The following is a 26069-nucleotide window of genomic DNA, read 5'->3' on the forward strand; positions in this document are numbered from 1 at the left end:
CATAATGGATCAATCTTCCCTGGTCATAGCAAAATTTGGTGGCACCAGTGTCGCCAATTATCAGGCTATGCAAAACTGTGTGCGCATTGTTTCGCAAAATCCCGATTGTAAACTGGTGGTAACCAGTGCTCCGGCTGGTATTACGAATCACCTGGTAGAGCTGGGTAAGACCTCCATGTCCGGAGAGGATAAAGAAGTTATTCTGGAACGCATTGAGCAGCAGATTTTTGATATTTTTGAACAGCTTCGCGATAAAGACAGTGTTAAGCCCAAAATGGATAGTTTGTTCGCCGGTATCCAAAAAGTAGTGTACGCCGACGGTATCAATGAGAGCCCAATGTTACAGGATGAGTTGTTGTCCTTTGGCGAACGCCTGGCGTCTCTGCTTTTGACAGCTTGCTTTAATGATAGCGGCGTTAAGGCGCAAGAGTTTGATGTAAGGCAAGTGATGTTGACCGACGATAATTTTGGCTCAGCTGCGCCAGATATTGAACAACTGGCAATTAAAGCTAAAAAAGATATGGCGCCTTTGCTGGAAGGTCAGATTCTGGTGACCCAAGGCTTCATCGGTAAAACGGCTTGGGGAGATACCACAACGCTTGGACGTGGTGGTTCTGATTATACCGCTGCTTTGTTATCAGAGGCGTTATCAGCTAAGCGCTGTGAGATTTGGACTGATGTTGCCGGGGTGTTTAGTACCGATCCGCGTATTGTTGAACGTGCTTATCCTATTGCCGAGCTAAGCTATGACGAAGCCGCTGAAATGGCCAATTTTGGTGCAAAGGTTCTGCATCCGGCTACTCTGTCGCCCACGCTGCGACACAATATTCCGGTGTTCGTAGGCAGTACACGTACCCCTGAATTGGGCGGTACCACAATAGTTAAAGACTGCCAATTCGAGCCGACTTTTCGCGCCATAACCCGGCGTAAAGAACAACAACTGGTTACTCTGCACACGCCAAAAATGGAACGCACCACGCAATTCATTGGTAAGGTTTTCAATATTCTGGACCAGTTTGGCTTGAGCATTGATTTAATTACTACGTCCGAAACCTTTATTTCACTGACATTTAATGCCTGGCATGCAACAAATCTGGCACAGGCTTCAAGTCGGGCATTAGCAGAGCTGGAGAAAATCTGCATTGTAGATGTCAGTCCAAACCTCGACCTGATCACCATTGTCGGGAATAAACTACATGCTAAACAGGGCGGGGCCGGAAAGATTTTTGAAGTGCTGGAAAATGTGCGAATCAGAATGATCAGCTATGGGGCCAATCCTCATAACATCTCATTTTTAGTGGACGAAGATGCCAGTACCGAAGTCATTAAGGAACTGCATCAACACTTGTTGGCAGAGAATCTGGCCCCATAATTCCGGACTTTGCAGTGTAAATGAAAAACGCCTGTATGCTGACATACGGGCGTTTTTGGTTTTCAGAGTTACTCTTTAACAGAGTTAATCGTTTGTCAGCGTCATGCTACTTATTGTATTGGCAGCAATGTCATCCTCAGTAAACAGGATAGGGCGCAAGCCATTGTATTGTGCGTAGTAAGCAGATTGATCATTCCAATGAGGTGAAAAGGCATTGTTTGACTGAGAAAAGGTTAAAATGCCTCTGCCCTGTGGGCCGTTATCGGTGAACTCTACTACCATCATCCAACTGGAGCCGTAACGCACATGGTATCCGGCGCTACTTAAACCGGAAGGCAATGGCTGTCCGTCAACGGCCGAGTTTACTCGCTCATAACTGTGATGTGGTAACAGCGTGCCATCCCGACTGCGACTGTAATTGTAGGCAAATACATTAAAGCCGCCTTCTTGATTATTGGCGCCAGGCCAGGGAATGACACCTCCTGAAGCAGAACCATCCGGCAGGCTCTTTTCGGTAAATTGCATTGCTCCTAATGGCGCTGCTGGATTGAATCCGGCTTGCTCCAGATTATACCAGGCGGCGGCTAGGGCAATCAGCGCCTCATCAGAGCTACCAGGCGCCGTAGGCGTTGTGGTGGCATTTTCGCTATCAAAATCATTGCTCAGCGCGTTCACACAGGTGCTATTGCTGCACATGCTATAGGCAAATTCTCGCAAAAGGGCGCCGCCAATACTGTCTGTGTTCTGCATTCCGTTCCAGGCGGAAAGGGTTGTGCAGGCAGGTATAACGTCAACCGTTTCACCATTGGCAATTTGCACATTCATCTGACCATTGTCATCAGCTTCACAACTTTCTAAAACTTGTCCCAAAATCAACTCTGCAAAATAGGAGCGATTGGAAAACAAGGCACTTTCAACCTCAGCCGCGCTGAATTTACCGTCCTCACCACTGCTGTCCTTTATCAACTTCTGTCCCATTCTGGAGCGCAGCGTTTGCGGAGTATGGGTGTCGCCATAAAGCGGCGATACATAGCTATTGATAGGCATTTCTGCGTTGGTTAGCCAGAAGGAATCATTGGAGTTTTGCACATAGGTATTGGTCAGCAGTTTAGGCGCATTTTCATAGGGTTCTGCGTTGCTAAAACCAAAAATACTGGAACTACCGGGCAACACGGTAAATCCTGCTTGTGCCCTCAATCCTGCCAGTGTTGGGTCGTTAGCAACACCGGTTTCGGCATTTACCGATAAGTTAGGTACGGTTGAATCATCAATGAACCAGGCATTACCCTGATCATCAGCGTACATGGTGTTGTTAAAAATCACCCCGTCATAATCTTTAAAGGCCTGCTGAAACTCCGCCAGGTTACGAGCCAGATTCATAGACACCCAGTGTTCAATAACATCATTGTTGTACATGTTGGCATCTTGTATATAAAACGCTTGATTGTCGTCCCACACAAAAGGTGCCGCAGTTGGTGGTGTTTCAATCATAGGACCACGGGCAGTGACATAGATATCTTTTTCAAAAGGTACTACGGCAGTTCCGACATTCACCATAATTTGCTCTGTACGCTTTTCTATCGGCAATGCCTGGCCGTCAAAGACATAGGTTTCTCTGTTGTCGTTGAGTTGCAGTTGGTACACCACAAAATGCTCCGCAGTAGAGAAAGTGTGGGTCCAGGCAAGGTTTTGGTTAAAGCCGATATTCACGGCGCCTGGCATGCCAATCAAGGCGCCGCCGGTGACATCCATAACCCCAGGAATAGTGAGGTGAGATTGGAAAAAGCGGATCTGTCCGGTATGAGGAAAGTGAGGGTTGGCCAATACTATACCCTTACCATTTTCGGTCATTTCTGAACCTAAACCCCAGCCGTTGGAGCCGAGGCCGGCCGCGTTTCTGTCCGGTGCTTTTAACTCTGCCTTTTGCAGTGCAGCGGTTTTGCTGATTTCCTGCAACAGCGCTGTGGTTTGTTGCGAGGACTTATCGGCACTCGCCAGACGAGGAAGGTATTCATCTCCGTCACCTGGGTTGGCAAAAAACATCAAGTCAAAAAAGTTCGCCGCACCAGGTAGCAAAGCAATGGAATACATGTAAGTTAACAGGTCAACGCCTTCAATCGGCATCACCCATGCCTGTCCGGCACAAGGTAAATTTGGCGTTGGGTTATCAGCCAGCTCTGCCAAATATTTGTTATACCCTTGTGCGAAGCCATTGAGCATGGCGCGAGAGCGATCGGGTAGTGAGTCAATATTAGCTTCTGCTGCGGTTCTGATCCCGGTAGCAAGATACCCGAAGTCTGAAATTAAATTGCCATTATCAGCGGACGAAATCTCGCCTGTAGCGATATTTATGCTGGCGTGAGGCCCAAAGAATTCCGAGCGTCGACTATTGGCTTTAACAAACACATCAGCAAGGATGCACAGGTGATCTTCGGCCTGAGTGTAACCACTGCCAAACGCCAGTTCTTCCAAACTGTTTGCGGTAATATGAGGTACGCCAAAATTGGTACGTCGAATATCTGCCGTCAGGGTTCCTTCAGCGAAAACCGGCGCTTGAACTGGGGTAACCGGATCTGGTGGCGTAGGTACAGTGGGTTGGGTGGGAGTTGTTGGTGTCTCTATTGATGGTGATGGCGGGTTGGCTACGCTGTCGGGCGGATTATTGCTGTCTGAAGAGCAGCCCGTTATCAGCAGACTTGCCGAGAGCAGTCCTGCCGAAACCAAAGTTAATTTAGTCATGTCCTTTATCCTTTGCAAATAGGTCCTGAAACATACTAGTCAGAGGTCCGACTTTCGTCAACTTAACAAGTTATTTACAAATGATGTGGGAATTAAAGGCTGACCTAAAAGGTTATATCATGCATCCACATATGTAATAACACGCTGGCAACATACCCCAAGGCAATCACTGGTGTCCATTTCAGGTGCGCAGTGAAGGTGTAAATGCCGCGAGTTTGCCCCATTAATGCTACACCTGCGGCAGACCCTATAGATAACATACTTCCCCCTACACCTGCAGTAAGTGTAACCAGTAACCACTGGCTTTGTGACATAACCGGCTCCATAGTGAGTACAGAAAACATTACCGGGATGTTGTCTATAAATGCAGATAATACACCAACTAATATGTTTGCCTGGGTTGTTCCCATGTCTTCGTACATAAAAACTGATACCAGCTCCAGATAGCCAACAAAACCCAAGCCTCCGACGGACATAATTACCCCATAAAAGAAAAACAGGGTATCCCATTCGGCATGAGCTATCTGTGCAAATACATCAAAATCATAAGGGTCGTCATTGGAGCCTGGCGGGTTTTCGGATCCATGAGACCATTTAGGGTTTCTCTTTTTCAACCAGAAACCAAAAAGCTTAAGGTATGCCAAACCCAAAAGCATACCGTAAACGGGAGGTATTCCCAGCCAGTGATGGAAGCTTACAGCAGTAATAATGGTCAACAGAAATAATGCCACAATTTGCAGACCACCTTGTTGGACACTAATATGGCCGGATCTGGCTGGTTGAGGTCTTCCTCTTGGAAGAGCAAACTGCAAAATAAATGCAGGAATTAAGTAGTTAACAACTGAGGGCAGAAACAGAATGCCAAATTCAGTAAATGGAACAACGCCTTTTTGCCAAACCATCAGAGTTGTAATGTCTCCAAATGGACTGAATGCTCCTCCAGCATTTGCCGCCACTACAATATTGATGGAACTTGGTACGATAAAGTGAGGTTTATCTGAAGCCACAGCCATGATTACAGCGCATAGAATCAATGCGGTGGTCAAGTTATCTGCTATGGGCGAAATGAAAAATGCTAAAATTCCGGTTATCCAGAACAAGCTTCGAAAAGTGAACCCTTTATTTGTTAACCAATGCCGTAGTGCGTTAAATACGTCGCGCTCCATCATTGAATTAATATAGGTCATGGCTACTAACAAGAAGAAAAATAGCTGAGCATATTCCAGAAAATACTCATTAATAGCGGGGGCAATTTGTTCACTTTGACCATTATTATGATAATAGATTGCTATGACAGCCCAGATTGTTCCCGCTACCAATAATACTGGTTTGGATTTCTTCAGGTGGATTTTGTCTTCAAGAGCAACCAATATATAGGCTAATACAAACAGGGCCAGTGAAACATATCCTACCCAGTGCTGAGTTAAAGCAATAGTCGAAATAGGAGTCGATGAACTTGCTAAAGCCGGTAGTGCAAGAAGACAGGCAAAAAATGGAACAATCAGACTCAATAGTTTTATCATGTGTTATTTCCTTGCGGCCATGACACCAAAAAAGTGAAGAAAGATAAGCCACCAGACGGTACTGATAAGTGTCAGGTGTAAGTCACGGAATTGTCCGTATTCTTGCCCGTGATAATCAGACGTGCCAATGTACTCAAATCCAAAGAGGTTTACAGTATTGTCACTGTTTACGACCATTAACAAGCCGCTTACAGCCAGGCTGAATAGGGCTGCATAGAGTAGCCAGTGCGCTCCTTTAATAAACCATGTGTGCAGTTTCTTGGTCACTTGCAATCGGGTTATCTGGCGTTGAAATACGTGAGACCATACTATCCGCACAATCAATAATCCCACTAGTAGCACTCCTACCGTGGCGTGATGAGAAATTGCCTGGTTGCGATGTTCGTGGGTGCCCAGTTGCGTATAGTCGGAAATATGCATCATGCTTCCCATGTTTAATAGCATATACAGAATAAGGAAGGCAGAAATCCAATGTAGTACTCGTTCTGTAATGTGTATTCTGTTTTTTTCTGTAGCCTCAGCCATTTTTATTCCATGATTTTCCAGAGCACATATTTAACCGTAAATTTAGCCCTGAACAGCTGATTGTTGCAAGTGCCTGTTGTCACATTTATGCTGCTTGATTGATTTGAATCAAACAACAAAGAGGATAGAAACGATGAAGGGAATAGCCAACTACACATTTGTTGCATTGTTGAGTTTGATGACGCTTTACGCACTTGCAAAAAGTGATTCTGAAATTGCCGATTCGGTAGGTTATGTAGAGACCGCAAACATACTGTCAACTTATCCAGAATTTAAATCCGGTTACGATAAATATCAGCCTTCACCATTGGATTTAGAACACATCAAAAAATTGACGGGCAAAGACTTATTGGTGATGTTTGGCACCTGGTGTCATGACAGTCAACGAGAAATCCCCAGATTGCTTAAACTTCTGGATACCAGTGGCGTTGAATTAAATAGCTTTACCATGTTGGCAGTGGACAGAAACAAGCAGGAGCCCTCAGGTAAAGCCGATGCCAAAAGGCTAAAGTACACACCAACGATAGTACTGAGTGAAGGGGAAAATGAGTTGGGTCGCATTGTTGAAAGACCCATAGTAACACTGGCTTACGACCTTGCAGCTATGCTGGAACATTAGTAATTGGGGAGGTTGGCACGAAGCTTGATTATATTCAGTCACTTATGCGGCATATAAGCCATTTGCCAAATTGTTGACGAAATCAGGAGTCAGTCATGTCAACCAGACAACTAATTATCAATATCGAAGCACTGTCAGAAACCTTGTCCGAGAAACAACTGGTGCAATTCCTGGATATCATGGATGCCATGACCGTCATGGTGGATGAAGCAAAGAAAATCAGTCACGACCTGATCGCGGATTTCGAACAACCCAACGAATGCCGATTCCTACATTAATTTCATGGGGTCAGAGTTCTTGAAACCTTTTCAAGAACTCTGACCCCTTGATCGGGATGTTACAGGTGGGTGCGTAAGTCGTTTAATGCTGCTACGGCAAAGCCCCTGTCGTAAAAATAGATAATTTGCCGCTCATTATTGAGCAAAATGACACGGGCGTTGTTGGGGTTTTCGTTGCCCGTAAATTGCTGGATTTTGTCGCCGTCGGCATAGACGGTGATCACGCCATTCCACATTTCTTTGGGGATGCCACGGCGCATTCCTTCGTCTATCTGGGTTTTAAACATTCTGGGAAACATCCCCTGAATGGTGGGAAGCTCATAAACACTAACTTCTGTTTTGGTCATATCAAGACCAATCAGCCAGCGGTCAATATCAAACTGAGCGTCCTGAACATAGCCCAATAATAGCACCACAGGTTGTTTAGGTAAGTCTTGCGGTATGCGCATTTCTTGGCCATTTAAAGCCGTACCGGTAACCGCGGGAAAAGGTTGGTTTATAGGAGTTTGGTTCGGGTATTTTGCCGAGCAAGCACTAAGGCCAATCACTACTAATATTGTAATAAAGAAGTTGTTTGTCATGTTGAGCTTGTTTTAGTCATGGATTCTGATTGGCTTGTACGGTTCCGAGATTGATTCGATCATAACCATAGTAAAACAAGTCGGTATCAATGAAAGGCGATATGGCTAATGTTTGTTTTTGCTGTATTGACGAGTAAAGTCTAATAAGTGCTGATTGGCTTGCCTGAATTTTTGTTGCAATTGCTTGCTATTTGGATGTTTTAGCCACTGTTCCAGAGCAAGTCGGGTTTTGCAAACCAACTCATCCAGGCTTGCTTGGTTGTTTGCTAAATTCATTTGTTACCTCATTTCAAAACTACAGGTATCACCGGATCCAGAGTTGAACTGATAGTTGTGAATATTGCTTTCGATGGCTTGTCTTCTTCGAAATGCTGCTTTGCTCAATGCCTGAGATGCGGCTTTAAACTCAGCTTCAAAATTCGGATCACCTATATGTCTGATTGAGCGCCATAATGCATTGTTTCGTTGGTGAACTAGTTCTTTTTCACTTGCGTTTATTTCTATCATTTCCAATCCTACAACATAAACGGATAGCGATGAGGTGCCGGGTAAACGGGATAAAGTTTTGTCAGTCGATATCGACAAAACTCGGGCACCTTGCAAAGGCCGCTATCTTGTACTGCGTTTCTTACAAAAAGGCGAATACCGGGTGACGATTGTGTGACAATAAACCTAAATCCAGGCCTATTCTGAAATTGCATCTTTGCTAAATAAGGTTGTTCTGAATTCTGGCGGCTTTTTGCTGTTTAGCAGCTTTACCGGCCCTTGCGCTGCAATGAGCTTTTGAAAGTTTTGCTCTCGGTGCAGATATTGCTCTTTGGTTTCGTAGGTGGTTATCAATATAAAATCAAACGGTGCCATATCACTGGGTTCGGTTTCCAGTAATTGCCAAGACTGGATTAAGTCCTGTTCGACGGCTTTTTTTCTTAGCATGGCCCAATTTTGCTGATAATAATATCTGGCTTCCGCTTTGTTGCCATTAAGCACCTGAATAAAATCAAGCGTACTTTGAGCTGCCTGACTCAATCCAGGCAGCAATAAACCAGTCAAAAATACACACAATCTAATCATTTTAGTCAAAAACATATTGCAGTTTGGTGTGTATTAAAGTGTTGTCGGTAGCTTAAAAAAATCCAATATTGCTTTGTAAAATTTTGTAATCGTTATAATGCCGTCTTGTCATTTCACAGATGCTTTTAACTCAGGTCTGCCAAACAAAAAGCCTTGTAAATAATCAGCTTGAATTTCAGCCAGACATTCAGCTTCTGCTGCGGTTTCAATGCCTTCGGCGATAATCTGTATGCCATTTTCCCTGGCGCTGGCTATCAGGTGTTTGACGATTTTTTGCTTCGAAGGTTGAGAGTCGATATCTCTTACCAGTGCCATATCAATTTTGGCAAAATCCGGCATCAAATCATGCAATAAATTCAAACCCGACCAGCCAGCACCTACATCATCCAAAGCCACCTTGAATCCGGCGTTGCGATAAAAGTTAAGAACGCCTTTTAAGTGGGCCAGGTTATTCACTTTGTGGGTTTCTGTCACTTCAAATACCACATCACTGGCTTGCAATCCCGCTTGGGCAATTGCAGCGGCAGTGGAGCGCAGGCAATAGGAAGGGTCATAAATACTAGAAGGATTAAAATTAACAAAGACTTTGCTGTTTAGTTTTGCCGCGGCAGCGTGTTCAATTGCCGAGCGTCGGGCTGTCAGATCAAGAGAGAATAACAAATCTGACTTGTCGGCTACCGAAAAAACATAGCTGGGAGGAATAATGGTGTCATCCTGATCTCTGATGCGGAATAATGCCTCATGGGCAAAAATACGCGGGGATTCTTTGTTGGCATCCTGGCAGTAGATGATGGGCTGAAACCAGCTTTCATATCTGTGCTGCTCTACGGAATCTACTATCCACAAGCTCTTGTAGCGATTGATGAAGGTGTCAGCGCTTATCAATCTGCCTATGGCATCCAGATCGAGTTGTCGCGTCCCCGAAGTCGAAGTGATTTTGGTGTTTGCTTTTTCTGGCCCCTGCAGTTCGCCATAAATCCCCATCAGTAACATTTCGATTCTGCTTTCGTGGCTGACGACTGTAATACAGTGGGATTCTAAAAGGTCGAATTCAAAGTCCAGTGAGGAGAAGAGTTGTTCCAGCTTTGACTGAGTTTCGAGCGTTGGTGAGAACAGGAAAAATCGAGTTTCTTCAAAAAAATAACGGTTAATTGCCTCACAATCTGCACACCACATGTTGCTCTCCACATTCTTTGGAATTTGAACTTTGAGAGCTTAGTACGCAGAAAATGAGGCAAAAGTTTAATGACGCTCTGATTACAACGAGCTTGCCAGTCGTGTCCCCTGATTGATGGCGCGTTTTGCATCCAGCTCTGAAGCAACATCGGCACCACCAATAAGGTGATGGGGCTTATTCAGACCATTTACCAGTGCTCGCAAAGGTTCTTGTCCAGCACAGATAACGATGTGGTCAACCTCCAAAACTTTGGTTTCGCCTGCAATACTTAGGTGTAAGCCCTGGTCATCAATCTTGTGATATTGGCAATCAGCAAACATTTGCACACCTTTTTTCATTAAACCCGCTTTGTGTACCCAGCCGCTGGTTTTACCCAGGTTTGCGCCCACTTTGCTGCTCTTGCGTTGCAGTAAATACACTTCTCTGGGAGATTCCGATAATCGTGGTCTGACGCCTTCTATCCCGCCTCTGGCTTGCATTGCCATATCCACTCCCCATTCCTGCATAAAGCCGGCAATGTTTTGACTGGTGGGTTCTCCTGAGTGAGTCAGATATTCACTGACATCAAAACCGATGCCACCCGCACCAATGACTGCCACTTTTCTACCTGGTGTTACTTTTCCTGTCAGCACATCGATGTAACTTACTACTTTTTGGTGCTCAATACCCTCGATATTGGGAGTTCTTGGGGAGATACCTGTTGCGATAATCACTTCGTCAAAATCACTGTCGTTTAGTGCTTCGGAAGAGATGCGGGTATTGAGTTGTACATTCACACCATGCTTATGTAATTGCACGGAAAAATAACGCAAGGTCTCATAGAACTCTTCTTTACCAGGGATTTTTTTGGCCATATTGAATTGCCCGCCAATTTCGCTGGCTGCATCGAACAAGGTGACATTATGTCCTCGTTGCGCCGCTGTCGTGGCGGCCGCTAATCCCGCCGGACCCGCACCTACAACCGCAATGTTTTTTGGATTTTGGATTTTATTCAGTGATATTTCGGTTTCGTGGCAGGCGAGGGGGTTGACCAGACAACTGGCGATCTTACCTTCAAATACATGATCTAGGCAGGCCTGGTTACAACCGATACAGGTATTAATTTCCTCCGGTTTACCTTGCTCTGCTTTAATCACAAAATCAGGGTCAGCCAGGAAGGGACGGGCCATGGATACCATATCTGCATCACCTCTTGCCAATACCTGTTCCGCTACTTCCGGTGTGTTAATACGGTTGGAAGTGATCACCGGAATATTCAGTTTTTCTTTGTATTTGGCAGTTACCCAGGTAAACGCGGCTCTGGGCACTTTTGTGACAATAGTGGGAATTCTGGCTTCATGCCAGCCTATGCCGGTATTGATGATGGTGGCACCGGCCTCTTCAATGGCTAACCCCAACTGTACCACTTCATCAAACGTAGAGCCGCCTTCCACCAGATCCAGCATGGAAAGGCGATAGATAATAATAAACTGTTCACCAACAGCTTCCCGGACTCTGCGCACTACTTCCAGTGGCAACTTGATGCGATTTTGATAATCACCGCCCCAATCGTCATCCCGTCGGTTAGTTCGGGCAGCGATAAACTGATTCAGGAAATAGCCCTCTGAACCCATGATTTCAACGCCATCGTAACCGGCTTTCTGGGCTTGGGTGGCTGCAAAAATAAAGTCTTGTATTTGTTTCTCGATACCGTCTGCGTCTAGCTCTTTTGGTGTGAATTTATTAATGGGAGCGCGAATAGGGGAGGGTGCCACCAGGTTATCGTTAAATGCATAACGGCCTGTGTGCAGAATTTGCATACAGATTTTTCCGTCCTCGGCATGCACTGCATCCGTAATATATTTATGCTCTGCAATGGCTTCATCGTTATCCAGTAATTTACAGATTGGATGAGTAGAGCCTTCGGCGTTAGGCCCGATTCCGCCGGTCACAATCAAGCCAACACCGCCTTTGGCTCTTGCCGCAAAATACTTGGCCATACGCTTGTATCCGCCGGGCACCTCTTCCAGACCAGTGTGCATTGAACCCATCAGCACGCGGTTTTTTAGCTGCGTAAAACCTAAATCCAGCGGTTGAAAGAGATTTGGATAGTGGGCATTGGGTTGTGACTGCATAGGATCTGCTCCGTATGTTTGTATGGTTACAGGGTTTTAATCTAAATATTCTTCAAATTACCGTTAACTTGACGGTGTCAAGATGGCTTAACTTAAACTGTGATGTTGACACTGTCAAGATGTGCTTTTTAAACATACTGTGGTTTAATTGCTAACCAACTAAAACTGCAAGAGAAAAAAGAGGCATGACGAGCGCAGCGTCAACGCAAGAAAAAAAGCACTATCATCATGGTGATCTGAGAAATACGCTATTAGCAGCGGCTACTGATATGCTGGTGGACGCGGGTATTGAGGGATTGAGCTTGCGTAAGTTGGCTGATCGCGTCGGAGTATCCCGCACAGCGCCGTATCATCATTTTAAAGACAAAAATGCCTTGTTGTGTGGTATTGCAGAGGAAGGCTTCAAGCGCTGGCACGCACGTCTTACCGATATTCTGGATAATGTTGAATTAAGCGATTCTGAGAAATATCGCGCTATGGTAAAGGCTTACCTTTATTACGCGTCTGAGAATCCGGAAATTTATGAGTTGATGTTTGGACGCACGATTTGGAAATCCGACAGCGCGACGCCAGATCTGAAATCGGTAGCTTATCCTTGTTTCCAGTCACATGTTGAGCTGGTGCGTCAATGGCAGCAAAAAGGCGTACTCAATGCCAATGAGGATAGTTTAAGGCTGGCTCAGGTTAGCTGGGCTACCATGCACGGGCTGGCCAGGTTAATGATCGATGGCGTGTATGCCGACGTGTCTCATCTCGATGAAATGTGTGACTGCCTGGTAAACAGTTTTATAAAACATGATTATCATACGAACTATTAAACATGCACCATTGCTTGCAGAGAAAAAAGGTCGGCATGTACTTATCACAACAACGTAATTTTCTTTTTTGTCACGTTCCAAGAACTGGTGGAACGTCATTGTTTAAGCACATCAGCGAGCATGTTCCGGATGCGGAGCGCGTGTTTTTGCAGCATTCGTCTATGAAAGAAGTGCAAAAGATCATTGGTGCAGAATTCGTTCATTTGTACAAATTTGCAATCGTACGTAATCCCTGGGAGAGGCTGGTCTCCTGGCATGCGTTAACGGCACTGCATAAAGTTAATTACAACAAAAATAGTGAGCATCTGGAATTATATCCCGATTCGTCTCACTGGAGAGGTTTTGATGAGTTTCTTGAAAAGGCTTCTCTTCAAAAGGTAGAGAGTTTTCGTGGTGATTGGTTGAGTTTCAGTCAATGGCTTCAGCTTACAGATGAAGAAGGGAATTTATTGGTTGACGATATTGGCCGTTATGAAAATTATGCGCAAGACAGTAAAAGTTTCTTGCTTAAAGCAGGGGTTAATCAACCATTTTCCACCATCGTAAACGACTCTAACCATTTACATTATAGTGAGTACTATTCCGATTTTGGCAGGGAATTAGTCGCAGAAGTGTTCGGGGACGATATTGTTAATTTTGGGTATAGGTTTGAGTTCAATAATTAGCGTATTTTTGTCAGTGAGACCATGCCATTTTTTAACTCCTGACCGATATTCATTCGTAATTTATTAAAATACCGTTTCGATACTGGTATTGCCACAGGCGTCGTTTTCTATCGCTTGTTGCCGTTCAGCTTCGGTAAGTACGCCAACAAAAGGGGTTTGCCGACGCAGTTTATTCATTCTCGGAGTATCTTCCAGCACACCTGCCCGAAACCGGTCGTGATCCTCAATATTATCCATTAAGCATATCCAGGTGAGATAAGCACCATGGCGCAATCGCCCCTGCTGATACCGTTCCTCGATGGTTTGAACAACCTGTTTGCGTAATTCTGGATGTTTGATGAGCTTTTCCACCATGACTTTGTGAATAGCCAGAATTTGTCGGTCCACAAACTTTTCTTTCAGGCCTGATTTACGGACAGAGTAGGGCTTGTCGGTTTTTTTATGACTTCTTGATGCTGCAAACATGGTCAATAACAGAAATTAATAAATACTGTCTAAATATACAGTTGTTTAATGGATTGTCCAGCTTACTTTTTGCAGATAAGTAAAGAGACTGACTATTCGCTCAACCCCAGGTCTTTTACAAAACCATTGGCTTCGATACCGGAAATACCGTCATCATCGAACAAAATGTCCACTGAACCTTGCTTACCCTTAAAAAAGTAACTGATGTTATCTATAGTTAGTACATAATCACCAACTGATCGTTTTGGAGAGAGGACTTTCTTTTTTAGCGCAATTTTGTGCTCACCCAGCTTCCACTCAAACTCACGAAAGTAAGATGTATTGAACTCTTGTACGTACACCTGGTGGTTTTGGTTCATGCTGAGCCAGATAGAGTATTTTTCCGGACGTTGTGCGACTTCCATTTGTTGCTCACCGGCGGTAAATACATTGTTAAACCCGGATTGTTTAAAGGCGAAACCAAAATTAAAGTTAACTTCGGTGCCAGTTGGAAAACGCAGTAACCCTTGACCGTCATAACTGAAGTCAGCATATGCCTGATGACAGACACTCAGGGCCAATAATAAAAACAGTCGGATCCTTAACATGCTTCATTTCCCGCCGCTTAATTTGAACAACACGCCTTATTATTTAAGCACAGATATAAAAACTAACAAATGTTTTGGCTAATTTTGTTCTCGCAGTAATGGCATTAACATACCTTCCAGCCCGTTGAGTTTAATTTCGTACATCAGTGCCAGCTGTTTGCCCAATTTGCCTTCCGGGAAACCTTTATCGTTAAACCACACCAGATAAGGTTCGGGTAGCTTTAGCAGAGGTCGTCCTGCGTATTTGCCAAAGGGCATAACAGTGTTAATGGTTTCCAGTAGCTCCTGTTGGTCTAAATTGTTAAACATCTTCAATCCTTGTTTGTTCTTCGGTGTGACTTTTTTGTTGGGCTTGCCAAAGTTCGTAGTATTCGCCTTGCCGGGCAATGAGTTCTGCGTGTTTGCCGGATTCTTTTAGTTCGCCGTTTTTCAGTACCAGAATTTTATCGGCATCCACAATGGTGGATAAGCGGTGAGCAATCACAATGCTGGTATGCCCTTCAGCAATTTGATTAAACGCCGATAAAATTGCGCGCTCCGACTGGCTGTCCAGCGATGATGTGGCCTCGTCAAACAGCAATATTGGTGGCTTTTTGAGAATGGTACGGGCAATGGCAACTCGTTGTTTTTCACCTCCGGATAGCTTGAGGCCTCGTTCACCTACTTTGGTTTCCCAGCCCTTTGGCAGGTTATCGATAAATTGGTTGAGGTGAGCCAATTGTAGAGCATGGCGCACTTCTTCGTCTGTAGCTTGGGTGCGACCATAACGTACGTTCTCCAGAATACTGTCGTTAAACAGCACCGTGTCCTGCGGCACAATGCCGATTATCTGACGCAAAGAGTCCTGCGTTACTGTTGCTATATCAATCCCGTCGATATTTATCTGCCCAGATGTTACGTCATAAAAGCGGAATAGTAGTTTTATCAGAGTTGATTTGCCGGAGCCGCTAGGACCCACAATGGCCACTTTTTGGCCTGGCTCTATCGTAAAACTAATGTCTTTTAATATGGGTCTGTCGGGATGATAGTGAAAGTTAACCTGTTCAAAGCTGATTTTACCGCTTTGAATACTGATTGCCGGTGCATTCGGCTTGTCTTCCACCTGAGGTTGCTTTTTCAACAGGTTGAACATGTTTTCGATGTTAGCCAATGATCCTCTGATTTCCCGGTAAACGAACCCCAGAAAATTCAGTGGCATAAAAATCTGCATAGTGATGGCATTGATCAGCACAAAGTCACCAATGGTCATGGTGCCATGAGCAACATTGTAGGCGGCCATGGCCATCATGGCGGTCATGGCCGCAGAGATGATAAATGCCTGCCCGCCATTTAAAGCGAACAAAGATAACCGGTTTTTGCGCCTGGCGGCTTCCCAGTCAGCCAGGTCTTTATCGTAACGCCTGGCTTCGTATTCTTCATTGTTAAAATACTTCACTGTTTCGTAATTCAGCAGACTGTCTATTGCGCGGCTGTTAGTAGAGGAATCCGCCTGATTCATCTCTTTAACGTAACGGGTGCGCCAGTCAGTGGCTTTCATGGAAAAGGTAACGTAAGCGATGACTGAGCCGAGAATAATGGCGGCAAACTCAAACCCATATTGCACAAATAACACGCCCACCACGGCAGCAATTTCAAACAGGGTTGGCACAATATTGAATACCATAAAGCGCATTAAAAAGCCGATACCAGAAGTACCACGCTCTATATCGCGGGACAATCCTCCGGTTTGCCGATTAATGTGAAAATCTAAATCCAGGGCGTGCAAATGCCGAAATACTTTAAGTCCAACCCGGCGCATTGCTCGCTCTGTCACTCGTCCGAACAGGGTGTCTCTGATTTCGCCGAATAATACAGTTGATAAACGCAAGGCTCCGTAGGCGATTACCAGTGACATGGTCACGGCTAAAATTTGCGTAGTAGTATCGTCTGTATTTAGGCCATCTACAGTGTGCTTCAGCACAAATGGCAGGCCGATATTGGCCACTTTAGCGGCAATCAGGCACAGCACAGCCAATAATACCCGACTTTTAAATTCAGTAAGGTAGGGCCATAGATCCAACAGGACGCGCCAGTTTATATCGGTGTTTTCATCAACAGGGAAGCGATTACTGCGCATTCGAATATTCCGGGTTATAGGCAGGAAAGAGTAGGTATTAGTTTATGTGGGCAAGGATCGGTTGTTCAAGTTAATGGTGGCTTTTTATTAACGGGATTATTGATGAGAGCGCCATGTTCTTTAATGCTTTTGATGTGGCGGTCTTGCTAAACCACCGGCCTTCGAAGATAACCGCAAATTAGAATGGGTGTTATGTTTGAATTTTCTGCTTATTGGCGGGACTGCTTTAGAGCCATTCATCGACATCTTGCCCTCCCAATATAGCCATTATCTCAACTTCGGCGCCGTTGAGGCGATAATAAATACTGTCAGAGCCATAGATACAACGCCTGTAACCAGGTCGAATATTGTCTATTGATTGGTATGCATCTGGATTCATCAATATTTTGTCAAAGGTTTTAAAAATTCCATTGAAGTATTTGTCGGCCTGAAATTCTCCAAACTCAAAATATCCATATGTATAAATACGTCGTAAATCTTCTTTAGAATTTAGCGACAATTTGTAATTTTTCATTTATCGCTTTAATTCTGCCTTGAATTCTTTCAGCATATCCTCAGAAGTCTGTGTAGTGAGTCCGCTTTCTTCAGCACTTACAAGCTTTTGATTTATAGCCTCAGCGCGCCTTGCTCGACGAATCAAGTCATTTACCAGTTCACTCTTGTTTGAATACTCTCGAGTTTTTTCTATGTGGGCTTTCAGCCAGGCATCATTCTTTTCAGTCAATGTAATACTTTGGCGAGGCATGTTATCCACTCCCGTTCATCGTCGTTGGTGCGATATTACACCAGAGGTGGACAAGTGTCAGCGATTATTATGGTCTTCACTGTGTTCGAAGTCCTGATATAACAGCTGTAGATGCCGAAAAAGCTTTCTATAAAAACCATGATAATTGATGATTTTTATTATGGATGTCCCGCTAATTCTTCCCGCTAATTCTCATCTCTGATTTAGCCAAATAACAAGGTTGATAAACGCGATGCTCCCCAGGCTATTACCAATGACAAGGTCACGGTTAAAATTTGCATAGTAGAATAGTCTTCAGTTGGACAGTGGAGGTAGAACCTGGCAGCGTTGTCTGAATAAATTCAGACCTACATGGTTCTATTTGAGCTAAAGGGATTAAGTGAATGCCTATTTTTCTGGAGCAACAGTCGGCTAGTCGAACTAAGGTGCTGGAATATTAAATTTTTATCAGAATTAATCATAGTCGTGCATTATACTTCTCCCAAAACACGGAATTAACAGCCCATGAAAGAATCAGATTGGAAAATTTTTAAAGAAATCAAGGCTAAGGCGCTTGAGCAGCTTTGCGCAGAGATAATGAGCAGTGTCTGCGACATCATTAATGATGAAGAGAGCACTGAGCATGAACGCTACTTAAAAATGTATAAAAAAGTGATTACCTCGGACAAAGAACTGGGAAAAATATTCAACGGACTTTCACGTAAGCGGGCTTTTATACAGCTTTTAATGATACGACAACGAGGCCTGGCTGATATGGCCTTGGTATCTCAGCTCAGTGAGGAGTTTCAGCAGGGAACGGACCCTGACCAATACCCTTAATTGATGCGGAAAAGACTTTGCAGGCCAGTGTTAGTTTAATAAAGCTGGTAAAAGAACTAGCTCATGTCCGTTAAGTATGATTTTACCTTGAGGTAGCGCTCTTTTTGTTCGCCTGTGAGTTCACCATTTTCAATGGTGTAAATACATTGTTTTAGTATTTCTTTATCGCTTTTGGCCAGGTTGCTGGATTGTGCTTTCATGCCGAGTGTTTGCAACAGGTTGAGCGCAATCGAGGTGTTTTTGGGCATCAAGATAAAGGCTTTGCCAAAGACATCCATGGCATTGTCGGTGTCGCCCCGTTTATAATACTCAACAGCTTTGTTATTTAATTCTTTCGGCGTAAGCAGAATATCGTGCTTCAGGCGCTTTTCTTGTTGCAGGTACTGAGCGTGCACCGAGTTTTCACCGTCTTTTTCAACCGCTTTATCGGCCAGAAACGCAATAATTTCGGCACTTTCTTTGTGCATTCCCACTGAGTGAAGGGCTTTGGCTCTGTCCAACAGGTCGGCTTCACTGTGAGATCGCCAGTTATCTGAATGAATCTGTTTCAGTAATTCTGTGGCGCCTTTGGTGTCGTTTTGCAACTGTAAAATACGGGCGTTGCAGACATCCATCTGAGTTTGCACTTCTCCACCATTTGCGATTTCGGAAAAGTGAGTCAGATAGTCATTGGCTTCTTTGGTGAGATTGATAGTTTGCTCATCTTCAGTGGTCATGGCGTAATCAATCCCGGCTCGCGCCACATCAAGATAAATGTCGGGTTTGTCATGCACTGAGTTCTTGGCGTAGCGCACGATTTTTTTGGTGGTTTCAAACAGGGTTTTGTGATCGTTGGTGAGTCGTGATAACTCCACGGTTTTCTGATGTCTGTTCAGGTTTCTGGGAGACACTTCCGAAGCCACGACTGAGCTTTCTAATGCGGTATTAAAGTCCTTTTGGTGAACTTGCAATTCGGTGAGTAAATCATAAGCCAATAATTGCGTGTCGGGTTTAACAGCTAAACGCAATATCAGCTTTTCGGCTTCATCGACTTTGTCTGCATTTAATAAGGCTTTTACCAGCCCCATCTGTGCCCAGGAATGGGGCTGGATGTCCACAATGGCCTGATAAAAATCTATCGCTGCTTGTGCATTGCTCATGCACAGTAATATTTCCCCTTTGGTTTTCAGGGCAGTGGGAAAATAATCGGCATGTACTGAATCGGCCAGAAATTCATTAACTGACTCCAACGCACTGTTGTACTTTTTATCCTGCATATAGCGATAGATTTTGCGCATTGCTCGCTTGCGGGAAAGGGCTCGGGTGAGGCGTCGATCCAGATCTTTTATGGTGAAAGGCTTGGCCAGAAAATCATCTGGTTGTAACTCCAGAATACTATGAATAAGCTCTTTGCTGGTGTCGGCACTGACGAACACGAAGGTGGTTAACATCGACAACATATTTCGCCGTTTGAGTTCGTCGTACAGAAAATAACCGTCTTTTTCTTTGCGGAACTCGTAGGCACACATGATCAGGTCGTAAATCCGGGTATTGATCAGGTCCATGGCGGTTTGCACCCGGTCGGCGATAGTGATGTCATGAAACCCTAACTTTTCCAGCGGATACTTGATGTACCCGATGGCCAGTTCCTGGTCATCGATGACGAGTACCTTTGATTTTGCCGCCAGGGCCTTATCTACCATGATGTTATTGAACCCGAGTCATTTAGGATATGCATCTATATATCGACTATATGGTTTTTATCATGAATTTCAGGAAAAACAAGAGGGCGGCAGGGGATTTTGGGACTGTTTTACAGTAATGTGTGCAATTAATTTGCATTATTATTTAGATTGTTATTTGTAGCTGTAAAATCGAAGTTATTGCAGGTATTATCCCCGCCCAAAATATGTCGCCATTAAACAGGAACAGATTTTGAGCATCAAATCTCCTTACTCAATTGTGTTTTGCAGTTTTCTCCCTTTGTCTGCCGGTTATGCCCATGAACCTTTGCTGGAACAAATTGAAGTTACCGGCCGTCGCGCCAATCTGATCGGTGAGGCTACCTCCGCTTCTCAAGGACAGGTCTCTGGTGATGAAATATCTCTAAGGCCGATTTCGCGCTCCGGTGATGTACTGGAAGTGGTTCCGGGCCTGGTTGCTACTCAGCACAGCGGCAATGGCAAAGCCAATCAGTACTTTATTCGCGGCTTTAATCTGGATCACGGAACGGATTTTGCCACCCAGGTGGATGGTATGCCAGTGAATATGCGAAGTCACGGTCACGGGCAAGGCTACGCAGATGTGAACTTCATCATCCCTGAGACCCTACATAGTGTCAGTTACCAAAAAGGCAGCTATTACGCTGATTTAGGCGATTTTTCCGGTACGGGTGGGGCTACTTTGAGCACTGCCAATGAGATTGAGTTTCCGTCATTTAAATTGTCGCTGGGAGAATACGGTTATCAACGGGCTGTGTTAACAGGTAGTGCTGGAGTTGCACAGGATGATGTGTTGTTTGCTGCAGAGCATCAGCGTTATGACGGTCCCTGGCGAGACATTTCCGAAGATGTGTCTAAAACCAATGTGTGGCTTAAATATCTTGGTAATACCCAGGCTGGTCATTATTCTGTGACTTTTATGGGCTATGACAATAGTTGGAACAGTGCTGACCAAATTCCAGCCCGGGCCGTTGAGCAAGGGCTAATTAGTCAATATGGCTCCATCGACCCAACCGTTGGTGGCGAATCCAGTCGTTACAGTTTGTCGTTTGACTGGCATACCGCTCTTGCCAATGGAGAGCTGGATACAAGGTTTTACGTTATCGACTATGAGATGGATTTGTGGTCAAACTTTTCTTATTTCACACAGGGGCCGCAAGGAGATCAGTTCCAGCAAGTTGATGACCGTAAAATTTACGGTTGGGATATTCGCTATGCTTCGGCAGGTGAGTTATCCGGAATACCAGTTGTGAACAGCTTTGGCTCGCAATTGAGAGTAGATGATATCCAGGAGGTGGGCCTGCTTTCTACCACAGCGAGAGAGCTAAATCAGCCATTGCGTCTGGATGCGGTTGAGCAAAGCAGTAACAGTCTTTGGTGGCAAATGGAGATGCAGTGGCAGGACAATCTGCGCACTATTATGGGACTGCGTTATGATTATTTTGATTTTGACGTGGACCCTTTGGCTGCGGCTGAGCAGGGCTCGTTGTCCCTAAATGCTGGCAGTGCCTCAGATGATATAGTTACCCCCTCGTTTAGCGTTATTTACAATCCCACTGAGAGTCTGGAATTGTATGCCAGCATCGGAGAAGGCTTTCACTCAAACGATGCCAGAGGGACGACTATTCAGGTTTCACCATTGGATGGCGAGCCATTGGAGGCGGTTGATCCACTGGTATCAACATTGGGGTATGAGTTCGGCGCCAGAGCTTTTATCAGCGACAAGTTAAATGCCTCTGTGGCATTCTGGAGTCTGAAAATTGATTCTGAACTGTTGTTTGTGGGGGATGAGGGTACTACTGAAGATACCGGTGTTTCCAGTACCCGTCGCGGTATGGAGATTACCACCTATTACACACCGCATATGGACTGGACCTTTGATCTTGAGATTGCTGTGACCGATGCGCAATTGGACGAAGCTGTAGATGGTTTCAGGGATATCCCGGGGGCACTTGAACAAGTGATAAGTGCCGGTGTCATGGTCAATATCAATGAAGATTTATACAGCCAGTTGCGGGTCAGACATTTTGGTGAATACGCGCTGGATGGCGGTGAAAAGGCAGACGGCAGCACAGTAGTTAATCTACGCATGGGCTACAGTCTAAGTGAAAAGCTATCCCTGAACCTGGATGTGTTTAACTTGTTTGATTCCAACGACAGAGATATTGAGTATTTCTACGAATCACAACTGTTGAATGAATCCGCTCCGGTTGAAGACAGGCATTTCCATGTTTTTGAGCCGAGATCAGTACGGGCCTCATTAACCTGGTATTACTAATAGTCTCGCTGGCAGAAACTAATCTTCAGCCAGCTACAGACGTTCGGCGTGCTGATATAGCCTGTCCAGTAAATCGCTGAATTGTCTTTGTTCTTCTTCTGAAAGACATTGCAAAATGTCGTTTTCGTGCTGGTAAGACAAGGGCACGATTTCTTTGTAAACAGCTGCTCCGGTATCAGAAAGTACAATTTCGGAGCGGCGTTTATCATCAGCAGCGATGCTGCGTTCAATCAGATGTCGTTTCAGCAATTTTGCGATAGCCCGACTTAAAATCGATTTTTCGATTTGCGTCTTCGCCGAAATTTCATCCGCTGATATACCCGGATATTCCCCCAAAACCGCCATGATGCGCCACTCGGTAATAGAGAGCGCAAACTTATCTTTGTAGGTTTGCGCCACCAGACTACTGATCTTGTTGGACAAGATAGAAAGTCGATAGGGCAGATAACGTTCCAGCTTGAGAATTGAAGAATCTGGCAATGTGGCCATACAGTTTTGCTCGTCAAAATTGCAAGGATAACTGAGTCTACCTTGACAATAGTTGTACTTACAACTAAATTGGTTGCAATTACAACTAAGTTGGTTGCTGTTGGACTACACTACAGAAACCTTAACTTCGAAAAATATTAACGTGGAGAAGTGAAGTGGCGGATTTGTTTGAGAACCCAATGGGGTTGGATGGTTTTGAGTTTGTTGAATTTACGGCGCCTAAGCGCGGTATTCTGGAGCCCGTATTCGAATCAATGGGTTTCACCAAAGTGGCCGTTCACAAGTCGAAGCAAGTGGAATTGTGGCGTCAGGGTGATATCAACTTTATCACTAACTATGAACCCAAGAGCCATGCTTTTTACTATGCCGAAGAGCACGGTCCGTCAGCTTGCGGCATGGCTTTCCGCGTTAAGAATGCACAAAAAGCCTATAAATTAGCTTTGGAAAAAGGCGCTCAGCCGGTGGAAGTGTACACAGGTCCAATGGAGCTGCGCTTACCTGCAATTAAAGGTATCGGTGGTGCTACTTTATACCTGATCGACCGTTACGAAGAAGGTTCAACCATTTATGACATCGATTTTGAATGGTTGGAAGGCGTTGATCGCAAACCTGAAGGTTGTGGTTTCCATACTCTGGATCACCTGACTCACAATGTATACCGCGGTCGTATGCAATATTGGGCAGACTTCTATGAGAAGTTATTCAACTTCCGTGAAATTCGTTACTTCGACATCAAAGGTGAGTACACGGGCCTGACTTCCAAAGCCATGACAGCTCCTGACGGTAAAATCCGTATTCCACTGAACGAAGAAGCTGGCGGTGGCGGTCAGATCGAAGAATATCTGATGAAATACAATGGTGAAGGTATTCAGCACATTGCGTTTGCTTGTGATGATCTCTACGCTTGTTGGGACCGTTTGAAAAAGCAGGGTACCAAGTTCATGACAGCGCCACCGGCAACTTATTATGAAATGCTGGAAGAGCGTTTACCTGGACATGGCGAAAATGTTCCAGAGTTGCAGCAACGTGGTATTTTGATGGACGGCACCACTGAAGGCGGACAGCCTCGCTTGTTGTTGCAGATTTTCTCTGAAACGGTTCTTGGTCCTGTATTCTTTGAATTTATTCAACGCAAACAAGACGAAGGATTTGGTGAAGGTAACTTTAAAGCCCTGTTCGAATCTATCGAACGTGATCAGGTCAATCGCGGTGTGATAAAAACCAAAACTGAGGCAGCAGAATAATGCTTAAGCGTATCCACCATGTCGCTTATCGCTGTAAAGATGCGAAAGAGACAGTAGAGTTTTATCAAAAACATCTGGATATGGATTTTCAGTTAGCCATTGCCGAAGACAATGTGCCTTCTACAGGCGCGCCGGATCCCTATATGCACGTGTTTCTGGATGCCGGTATGGGTAACGTTTTGGCGTTTTTTGAAATTCCTAATTCGCCAGAAATGGGACGTGATCAAAACACTCCAGCCTGGGTTCAGCATATTGCCTTTGAAGTGGAGGACATGGACACCTTGTTGGCAGCTAAAGCTCGCCTGGAAAAGGCCGGTTTGGATGTGTTAGGTCCGACGGATCACACTTTATTCCAGTCTATTTATTTCTTCGATCCAAATGGTCATCGAATTGAACTGGCCTGTAATACTTCTGAGCCGGCTATGTTAGCGGAGTTAAAACGCGTCGCCCCGGACATGATTGAAGAATGGTCTCAAACTAAGAAAGCCCCTAAGCATGCCGACTGGCTGCATAATGGTGAGGGCTTCAAAGCAAAACAGGGAGATAATGCCTGATGAAATTAGCAAGTTTAAAGCACGGCCGTGATGGCCAGTTAGTTGTCGTTAACGCCTCTTTAACCAAAATGGTGAGTGCCGCAGAAATCGCGCCAACCATGCAGGCGGCACTGGACGACTGGGCAAATGTCGAGCCAAAATTACAGTCACTGTATTTACAACTGGAAAATGGTGAAATTGCCGGTGAAGAGTTCAACCAAAAGCAATGTCATTCGCCGTTACCTCGTGCCTATCAGTGGGCTGATGGCAGTGCCTATGTAAACCACGTTGAGTTGGTGCGCAAAGCGCGTAATGCGGTAATGCCGGAAAGTTTCTGGACTGATCCGCTGATGTATCAGGGCGGTTCTGATTCGTTTTTAGCGCCTTACGACAACATCATTATGCCTCAGGCTGATGGGTTTGGCATTGACTTTGAAGCGGAAGTTGCCGTTATTACTGATGATGTGCCAATGGGCGTTACAGCTGAAGATGCCCTGAAGCACATTAAATTGATTATGATTGTAAATGACGTGTCATTGCGCGGCCTAATCCCCAATGAGTTGGCCAAAGGTTTTGGTTTTTTCCAGTCTAAGCCTTCCAGTGCATTTGCACCTGTATGTGTCACTCCGGATCAGTTAGGTGACGTCTGGCAAGATGGTAAAGTGCATTTACCGTTGGTATCTCACTACAATGGCGAAATGTTTGGTAAGCCTGAAGCGGGCATCGATATGACCTTCCACTTTGGTCAGTTGGTGGCTCACGCAGCCAAAACGCGTCCACTATGCGCAGGTTCGGTTATCGGCTCAGGTACTGTTTCCAATAAGCTGGACGGTGGCCCAGGAAAGCCAGTTAAAGACGGTGGTGTAGGGTACAGCTGTATTGCTGAAATTCGCATGATTGAAACGATTGAAGACGGTAAGCCAACTACGCCATTTATGCAGTTTGGTGACACTATTCAAATCGAAATGTTCGACAAAGACGGCAAGTCTATTTTTGGCCAGATAAACCAAAAAGTAGAACAGCAATAAGTTTTTGCAACGGCCTCAATGCCGTTGACATAATAAAAGCAAAAAGCCTAATCAAATTTGATTGGGCTTTTTTGATTTCAAAGGCGGTGAAAAATAGGGCGAGAGCATGAGTGCTTATATTTCAACCACAATGGCCAGAAGCTAAATATTTACATTTTAAGAAAAAGCCAAACTGACTCGAAAATGGATTCAGTTAGGTCAAAGTTTGTTCGAAGTGCTAAAGCCTGTTTCCCTTTACGCGCTATAAACTGCGCCATCAGGTCAAACAACGATGAGAGGTATCAGGGAAGATATCTCAATCAATGCCCGGCACAGGGATGTGCTGTCATTGATGGTCGTCGTTGTTCTGATGGCGAAGTTTATGCTTTTGCGCGTCAGGGGCTGCGGGGGATTCTTAAGGGGGGCGCAGCCCGGTCCCCTTGAGGCGCAGTCGGCGCCCCGACAATGATTTCAATCAAACAACAGTGGTTGAATTAGACTACATCGTCGAAAAAAGTCTACCTACCAGCAAACTCAACTAAAGAGTCTGAAGGCTGGTTAATAGTCTCGCTTCAGAACCCTAGGGCAAATTAATTGGCTTTTG

Annotated in this window: 27 protein-coding genes; 10 read left to right on the forward strand and 17 right to left on the reverse strand. The window is 44.9% G+C overall.

Annotation, left to right across the window (positions count from 1 at the left end):
* Positions 1–4 precede the first annotated feature (4 nt).
* Positions 5–1372, forward strand: coding sequence for a lysine-sensitive aspartokinase 3 (gene lysC, locus ACXAD8_RS00935; RefSeq protein ID WP_475224053.1), 1368 nt, complete (start codon positions 5–7; stop codon positions 1370–1372).
* A gap of 84 nt (positions 1373–1456) precedes the next feature.
* On the opposite strand, the gene ACXAD8_RS00940 is transcribed toward lysC, so the two are convergent.
* From ACXAD8_RS00940 to ACXAD8_RS00950, 3 genes are all read right to left on the reverse strand, one after another.
* On the reverse strand, positions 1457–4111 hold the full coding sequence (locus tag ACXAD8_RS00940) for a penicillin acylase family protein (protein ID WP_475224055.1): 2655 nt from the start codon (positions 4109–4111) through the stop codon (positions 1457–1459).
* Between the two features lie 104 nt (positions 4112–4215).
* Positions 4216–5634: a sodium:proton antiporter NhaD gene (nhaD, locus tag ACXAD8_RS00945; RefSeq protein ID WP_475224056.1), complete on the reverse strand. Its 1419-nt coding sequence runs from the start codon at positions 5632–5634 to the stop codon at positions 4216–4218.
* A 3-nt stretch (positions 5635–5637) separates the two neighbouring features.
* The gene (locus ACXAD8_RS00950) at positions 5638–6159 is read right to left on the reverse strand and encodes a cytochrome b (protein ID WP_475224057.1); all 522 of its coding nucleotides are present in this window, start codon (positions 6157–6159) and stop codon (positions 5638–5640) included.
* 133 nt (positions 6160–6292) lie between these two features.
* Between ACXAD8_RS00950 and ACXAD8_RS00955 the strand changes: the two genes are divergently transcribed.
* Together ACXAD8_RS00955 and ACXAD8_RS00960 are read left to right on the forward strand one after the other, a co-directional pair.
* Positions 6293–6778, forward strand: a complete 486-nt coding sequence (locus ACXAD8_RS00955) for a thioredoxin domain-containing protein (RefSeq protein ID WP_475224059.1) — start codon at positions 6293–6295, stop codon at positions 6776–6778.
* Positions 6779–6873: 95 nt separating this feature from the next.
* Positions 6874–7056, forward strand: a complete 183-nt coding sequence (locus ACXAD8_RS00960; protein ID WP_475224060.1) for a hypothetical protein — start codon at positions 6874–6876, stop codon at positions 7054–7056.
* 59 nt (positions 7057–7115) lie between these two features.
* On the opposite strand, the gene ACXAD8_RS00965 is transcribed toward ACXAD8_RS00960, so the two are convergent.
* From ACXAD8_RS00965 to ACXAD8_RS00990, 6 genes are all read right to left on the reverse strand, one after another.
* Positions 7116–7637 (reverse strand): hypothetical protein, encoded by a 522-nt coding sequence (locus ACXAD8_RS00965; protein WP_475224062.1) that lies wholly within the window; start codon positions 7635–7637, stop codon positions 7116–7118.
* 105 nt (positions 7638–7742) lie between these two features.
* Entirely contained in the window at positions 7743–7913 is a 171-nt protein-coding gene (locus tag ACXAD8_RS00970; protein WP_475224063.1) for a hypothetical protein, read from the reverse strand.
* A gap of 3 nt (positions 7914–7916) precedes the next feature.
* Complete coding sequence (locus ACXAD8_RS00975; protein WP_475224065.1) at positions 7917–8222, reverse strand: hypothetical protein; 306 nt, start codon at positions 8220–8222, stop codon at positions 7917–7919.
* Positions 8223–8321: 99 nt separating this feature from the next.
* Positions 8322–8717, reverse strand: coding sequence for a hypothetical protein (locus tag ACXAD8_RS00980; RefSeq protein WP_475224066.1), 396 nt, complete (start codon positions 8715–8717; stop codon positions 8322–8324).
* Between the two features lie 99 nt (positions 8718–8816).
* Positions 8817–9884: an EAL domain-containing protein gene (locus ACXAD8_RS00985; RefSeq protein ID WP_475224067.1), complete on the reverse strand. Its 1068-nt coding sequence runs from the start codon at positions 9882–9884 to the stop codon at positions 8817–8819.
* An 81-nt stretch (positions 9885–9965) separates the two neighbouring features.
* Complete coding sequence (locus ACXAD8_RS00990) at positions 9966–11999, reverse strand: oxidoreductase (RefSeq protein WP_475224068.1); 2034 nt, start codon at positions 11997–11999, stop codon at positions 9966–9968.
* Between the two features lie 185 nt (positions 12000–12184).
* On the opposite strand from ACXAD8_RS00990, the gene ACXAD8_RS00995 reads away from it, so the two are divergent.
* Positions 12185–12817, forward strand: a complete 633-nt coding sequence (locus tag ACXAD8_RS00995) for a TetR/AcrR family transcriptional regulator (RefSeq protein WP_475224070.1) — start codon at positions 12185–12187, stop codon at positions 12815–12817.
* Positions 12818–12852: 35 nt separating this feature from the next.
* The gene (locus tag ACXAD8_RS01000; protein WP_475224071.1) at positions 12853–13482 is read left to right on the forward strand and encodes a sulfotransferase family 2 domain-containing protein; all 630 of its coding nucleotides are present in this window, start codon (positions 12853–12855) and stop codon (positions 13480–13482) included.
* A 63-nt stretch (positions 13483–13545) separates the two neighbouring features.
* On the opposite strand, the gene ACXAD8_RS01005 is transcribed toward ACXAD8_RS01000, so the two are convergent.
* From ACXAD8_RS01005 to ACXAD8_RS01030, 6 genes are all read right to left on the reverse strand, one after another.
* Positions 13546–13947, reverse strand: coding sequence for a hypothetical protein (locus tag ACXAD8_RS01005; RefSeq protein ID WP_475224073.1), 402 nt, complete (start codon positions 13945–13947; stop codon positions 13546–13548).
* Between the two features lie 92 nt (positions 13948–14039).
* A complete protein-coding gene (locus ACXAD8_RS01010; protein WP_475224075.1) occupies positions 14040–14534 on the reverse strand; it encodes a hypothetical protein in 495 nt (164 codons plus the stop codon).
* Positions 14535–14612: 78 nt separating this feature from the next.
* A complete protein-coding gene (locus ACXAD8_RS01015; protein ID WP_475224076.1) occupies positions 14613–14843 on the reverse strand; it encodes a DUF3820 family protein in 231 nt (76 codons plus the stop codon).
* The gene (locus ACXAD8_RS01020) at positions 14836–16650 is read right to left on the reverse strand and encodes an ABCB family ABC transporter ATP-binding protein/permease (RefSeq protein ID WP_475224077.1); all 1815 of its coding nucleotides are present in this window, start codon (positions 16648–16650) and stop codon (positions 14836–14838) included. The genes ACXAD8_RS01015 and ACXAD8_RS01020 overlap by 8 nt, the downstream gene beginning before the upstream one ends.
* A gap of 226 nt (positions 16651–16876) precedes the next feature.
* The gene (locus ACXAD8_RS01025) at positions 16877–17164 is read right to left on the reverse strand and encodes a type II toxin-antitoxin system RelE/ParE family toxin (RefSeq protein WP_475224079.1); all 288 of its coding nucleotides are present in this window, start codon (positions 17162–17164) and stop codon (positions 16877–16879) included.
* Complete coding sequence (locus ACXAD8_RS01030; protein ID WP_475232843.1) at positions 17165–17395, reverse strand: ribbon-helix-helix domain-containing protein; 231 nt, start codon at positions 17393–17395, stop codon at positions 17165–17167. It lies immediately after the preceding gene.
* 504 nt (positions 17396–17899) lie between these two features.
* Here ACXAD8_RS01030 and ACXAD8_RS01035 point away from each other — a divergent pair.
* Complete coding sequence (locus ACXAD8_RS01035) at positions 17900–18214, forward strand: hypothetical protein (RefSeq protein ID WP_475224080.1); 315 nt, start codon at positions 17900–17902, stop codon at positions 18212–18214.
* 56 nt (positions 18215–18270) lie between these two features.
* Here the strand turns inward: ACXAD8_RS01035 and ACXAD8_RS01040 are convergent, their stop codons facing one another.
* Positions 18271–19896, reverse strand: a complete 1626-nt coding sequence (locus ACXAD8_RS01040; protein WP_475224082.1) for a response regulator — start codon at positions 19894–19896, stop codon at positions 18271–18273.
* 232 nt (positions 19897–20128) lie between these two features.
* On the opposite strand from ACXAD8_RS01040, the gene ACXAD8_RS01045 reads away from it, so the two are divergent.
* Positions 20129–22192 (forward strand): TonB-dependent receptor, encoded by a 2064-nt coding sequence (locus tag ACXAD8_RS01045; protein ID WP_475224084.1) that lies wholly within the window; start codon positions 20129–20131, stop codon positions 22190–22192.
* A gap of 33 nt (positions 22193–22225) precedes the next feature.
* Here ACXAD8_RS01045 and ACXAD8_RS01050 read toward each other — a convergent pair whose 3' ends face one another.
* On the reverse strand, positions 22226–22681 hold the full coding sequence (locus ACXAD8_RS01050; protein WP_473020413.1) for a MarR family transcriptional regulator: 456 nt from the start codon (positions 22679–22681) through the stop codon (positions 22226–22228).
* A gap of 155 nt (positions 22682–22836) precedes the next feature.
* Here ACXAD8_RS01050 and hppD point away from each other — a divergent pair, with 155 nt between their 5' ends.
* The 3 genes from hppD to ACXAD8_RS01065 are packed head-to-tail and all read left to right on the forward strand — an operon-like array spanning position 22837 to position 25486.
* A complete protein-coding gene (gene hppD, locus ACXAD8_RS01055; RefSeq protein WP_229527809.1) occupies positions 22837–23925 on the forward strand; it encodes a 4-hydroxyphenylpyruvate dioxygenase in 1089 nt (362 codons plus the stop codon).
* Entirely contained in the window at positions 23925–24479 is a 555-nt protein-coding gene (locus ACXAD8_RS01060; protein WP_229527808.1) for a VOC family protein, read from the forward strand. Before hppD ends, ACXAD8_RS01060 begins: the two co-directional genes overlap by 1 nt.
* The gene (locus tag ACXAD8_RS01065) at positions 24479–25486 is read left to right on the forward strand and encodes a fumarylacetoacetate hydrolase family protein (protein WP_475224086.1); all 1008 of its coding nucleotides are present in this window, start codon (positions 24479–24481) and stop codon (positions 25484–25486) included. The genes ACXAD8_RS01060 and ACXAD8_RS01065 overlap by 1 nt, the downstream gene beginning before the upstream one ends.
* Positions 25487–26069 lie beyond the last annotated feature (583 nt).

It is taken from the genome of Planctobacterium sp. AWH2_060, assembly GCF_056158425.1.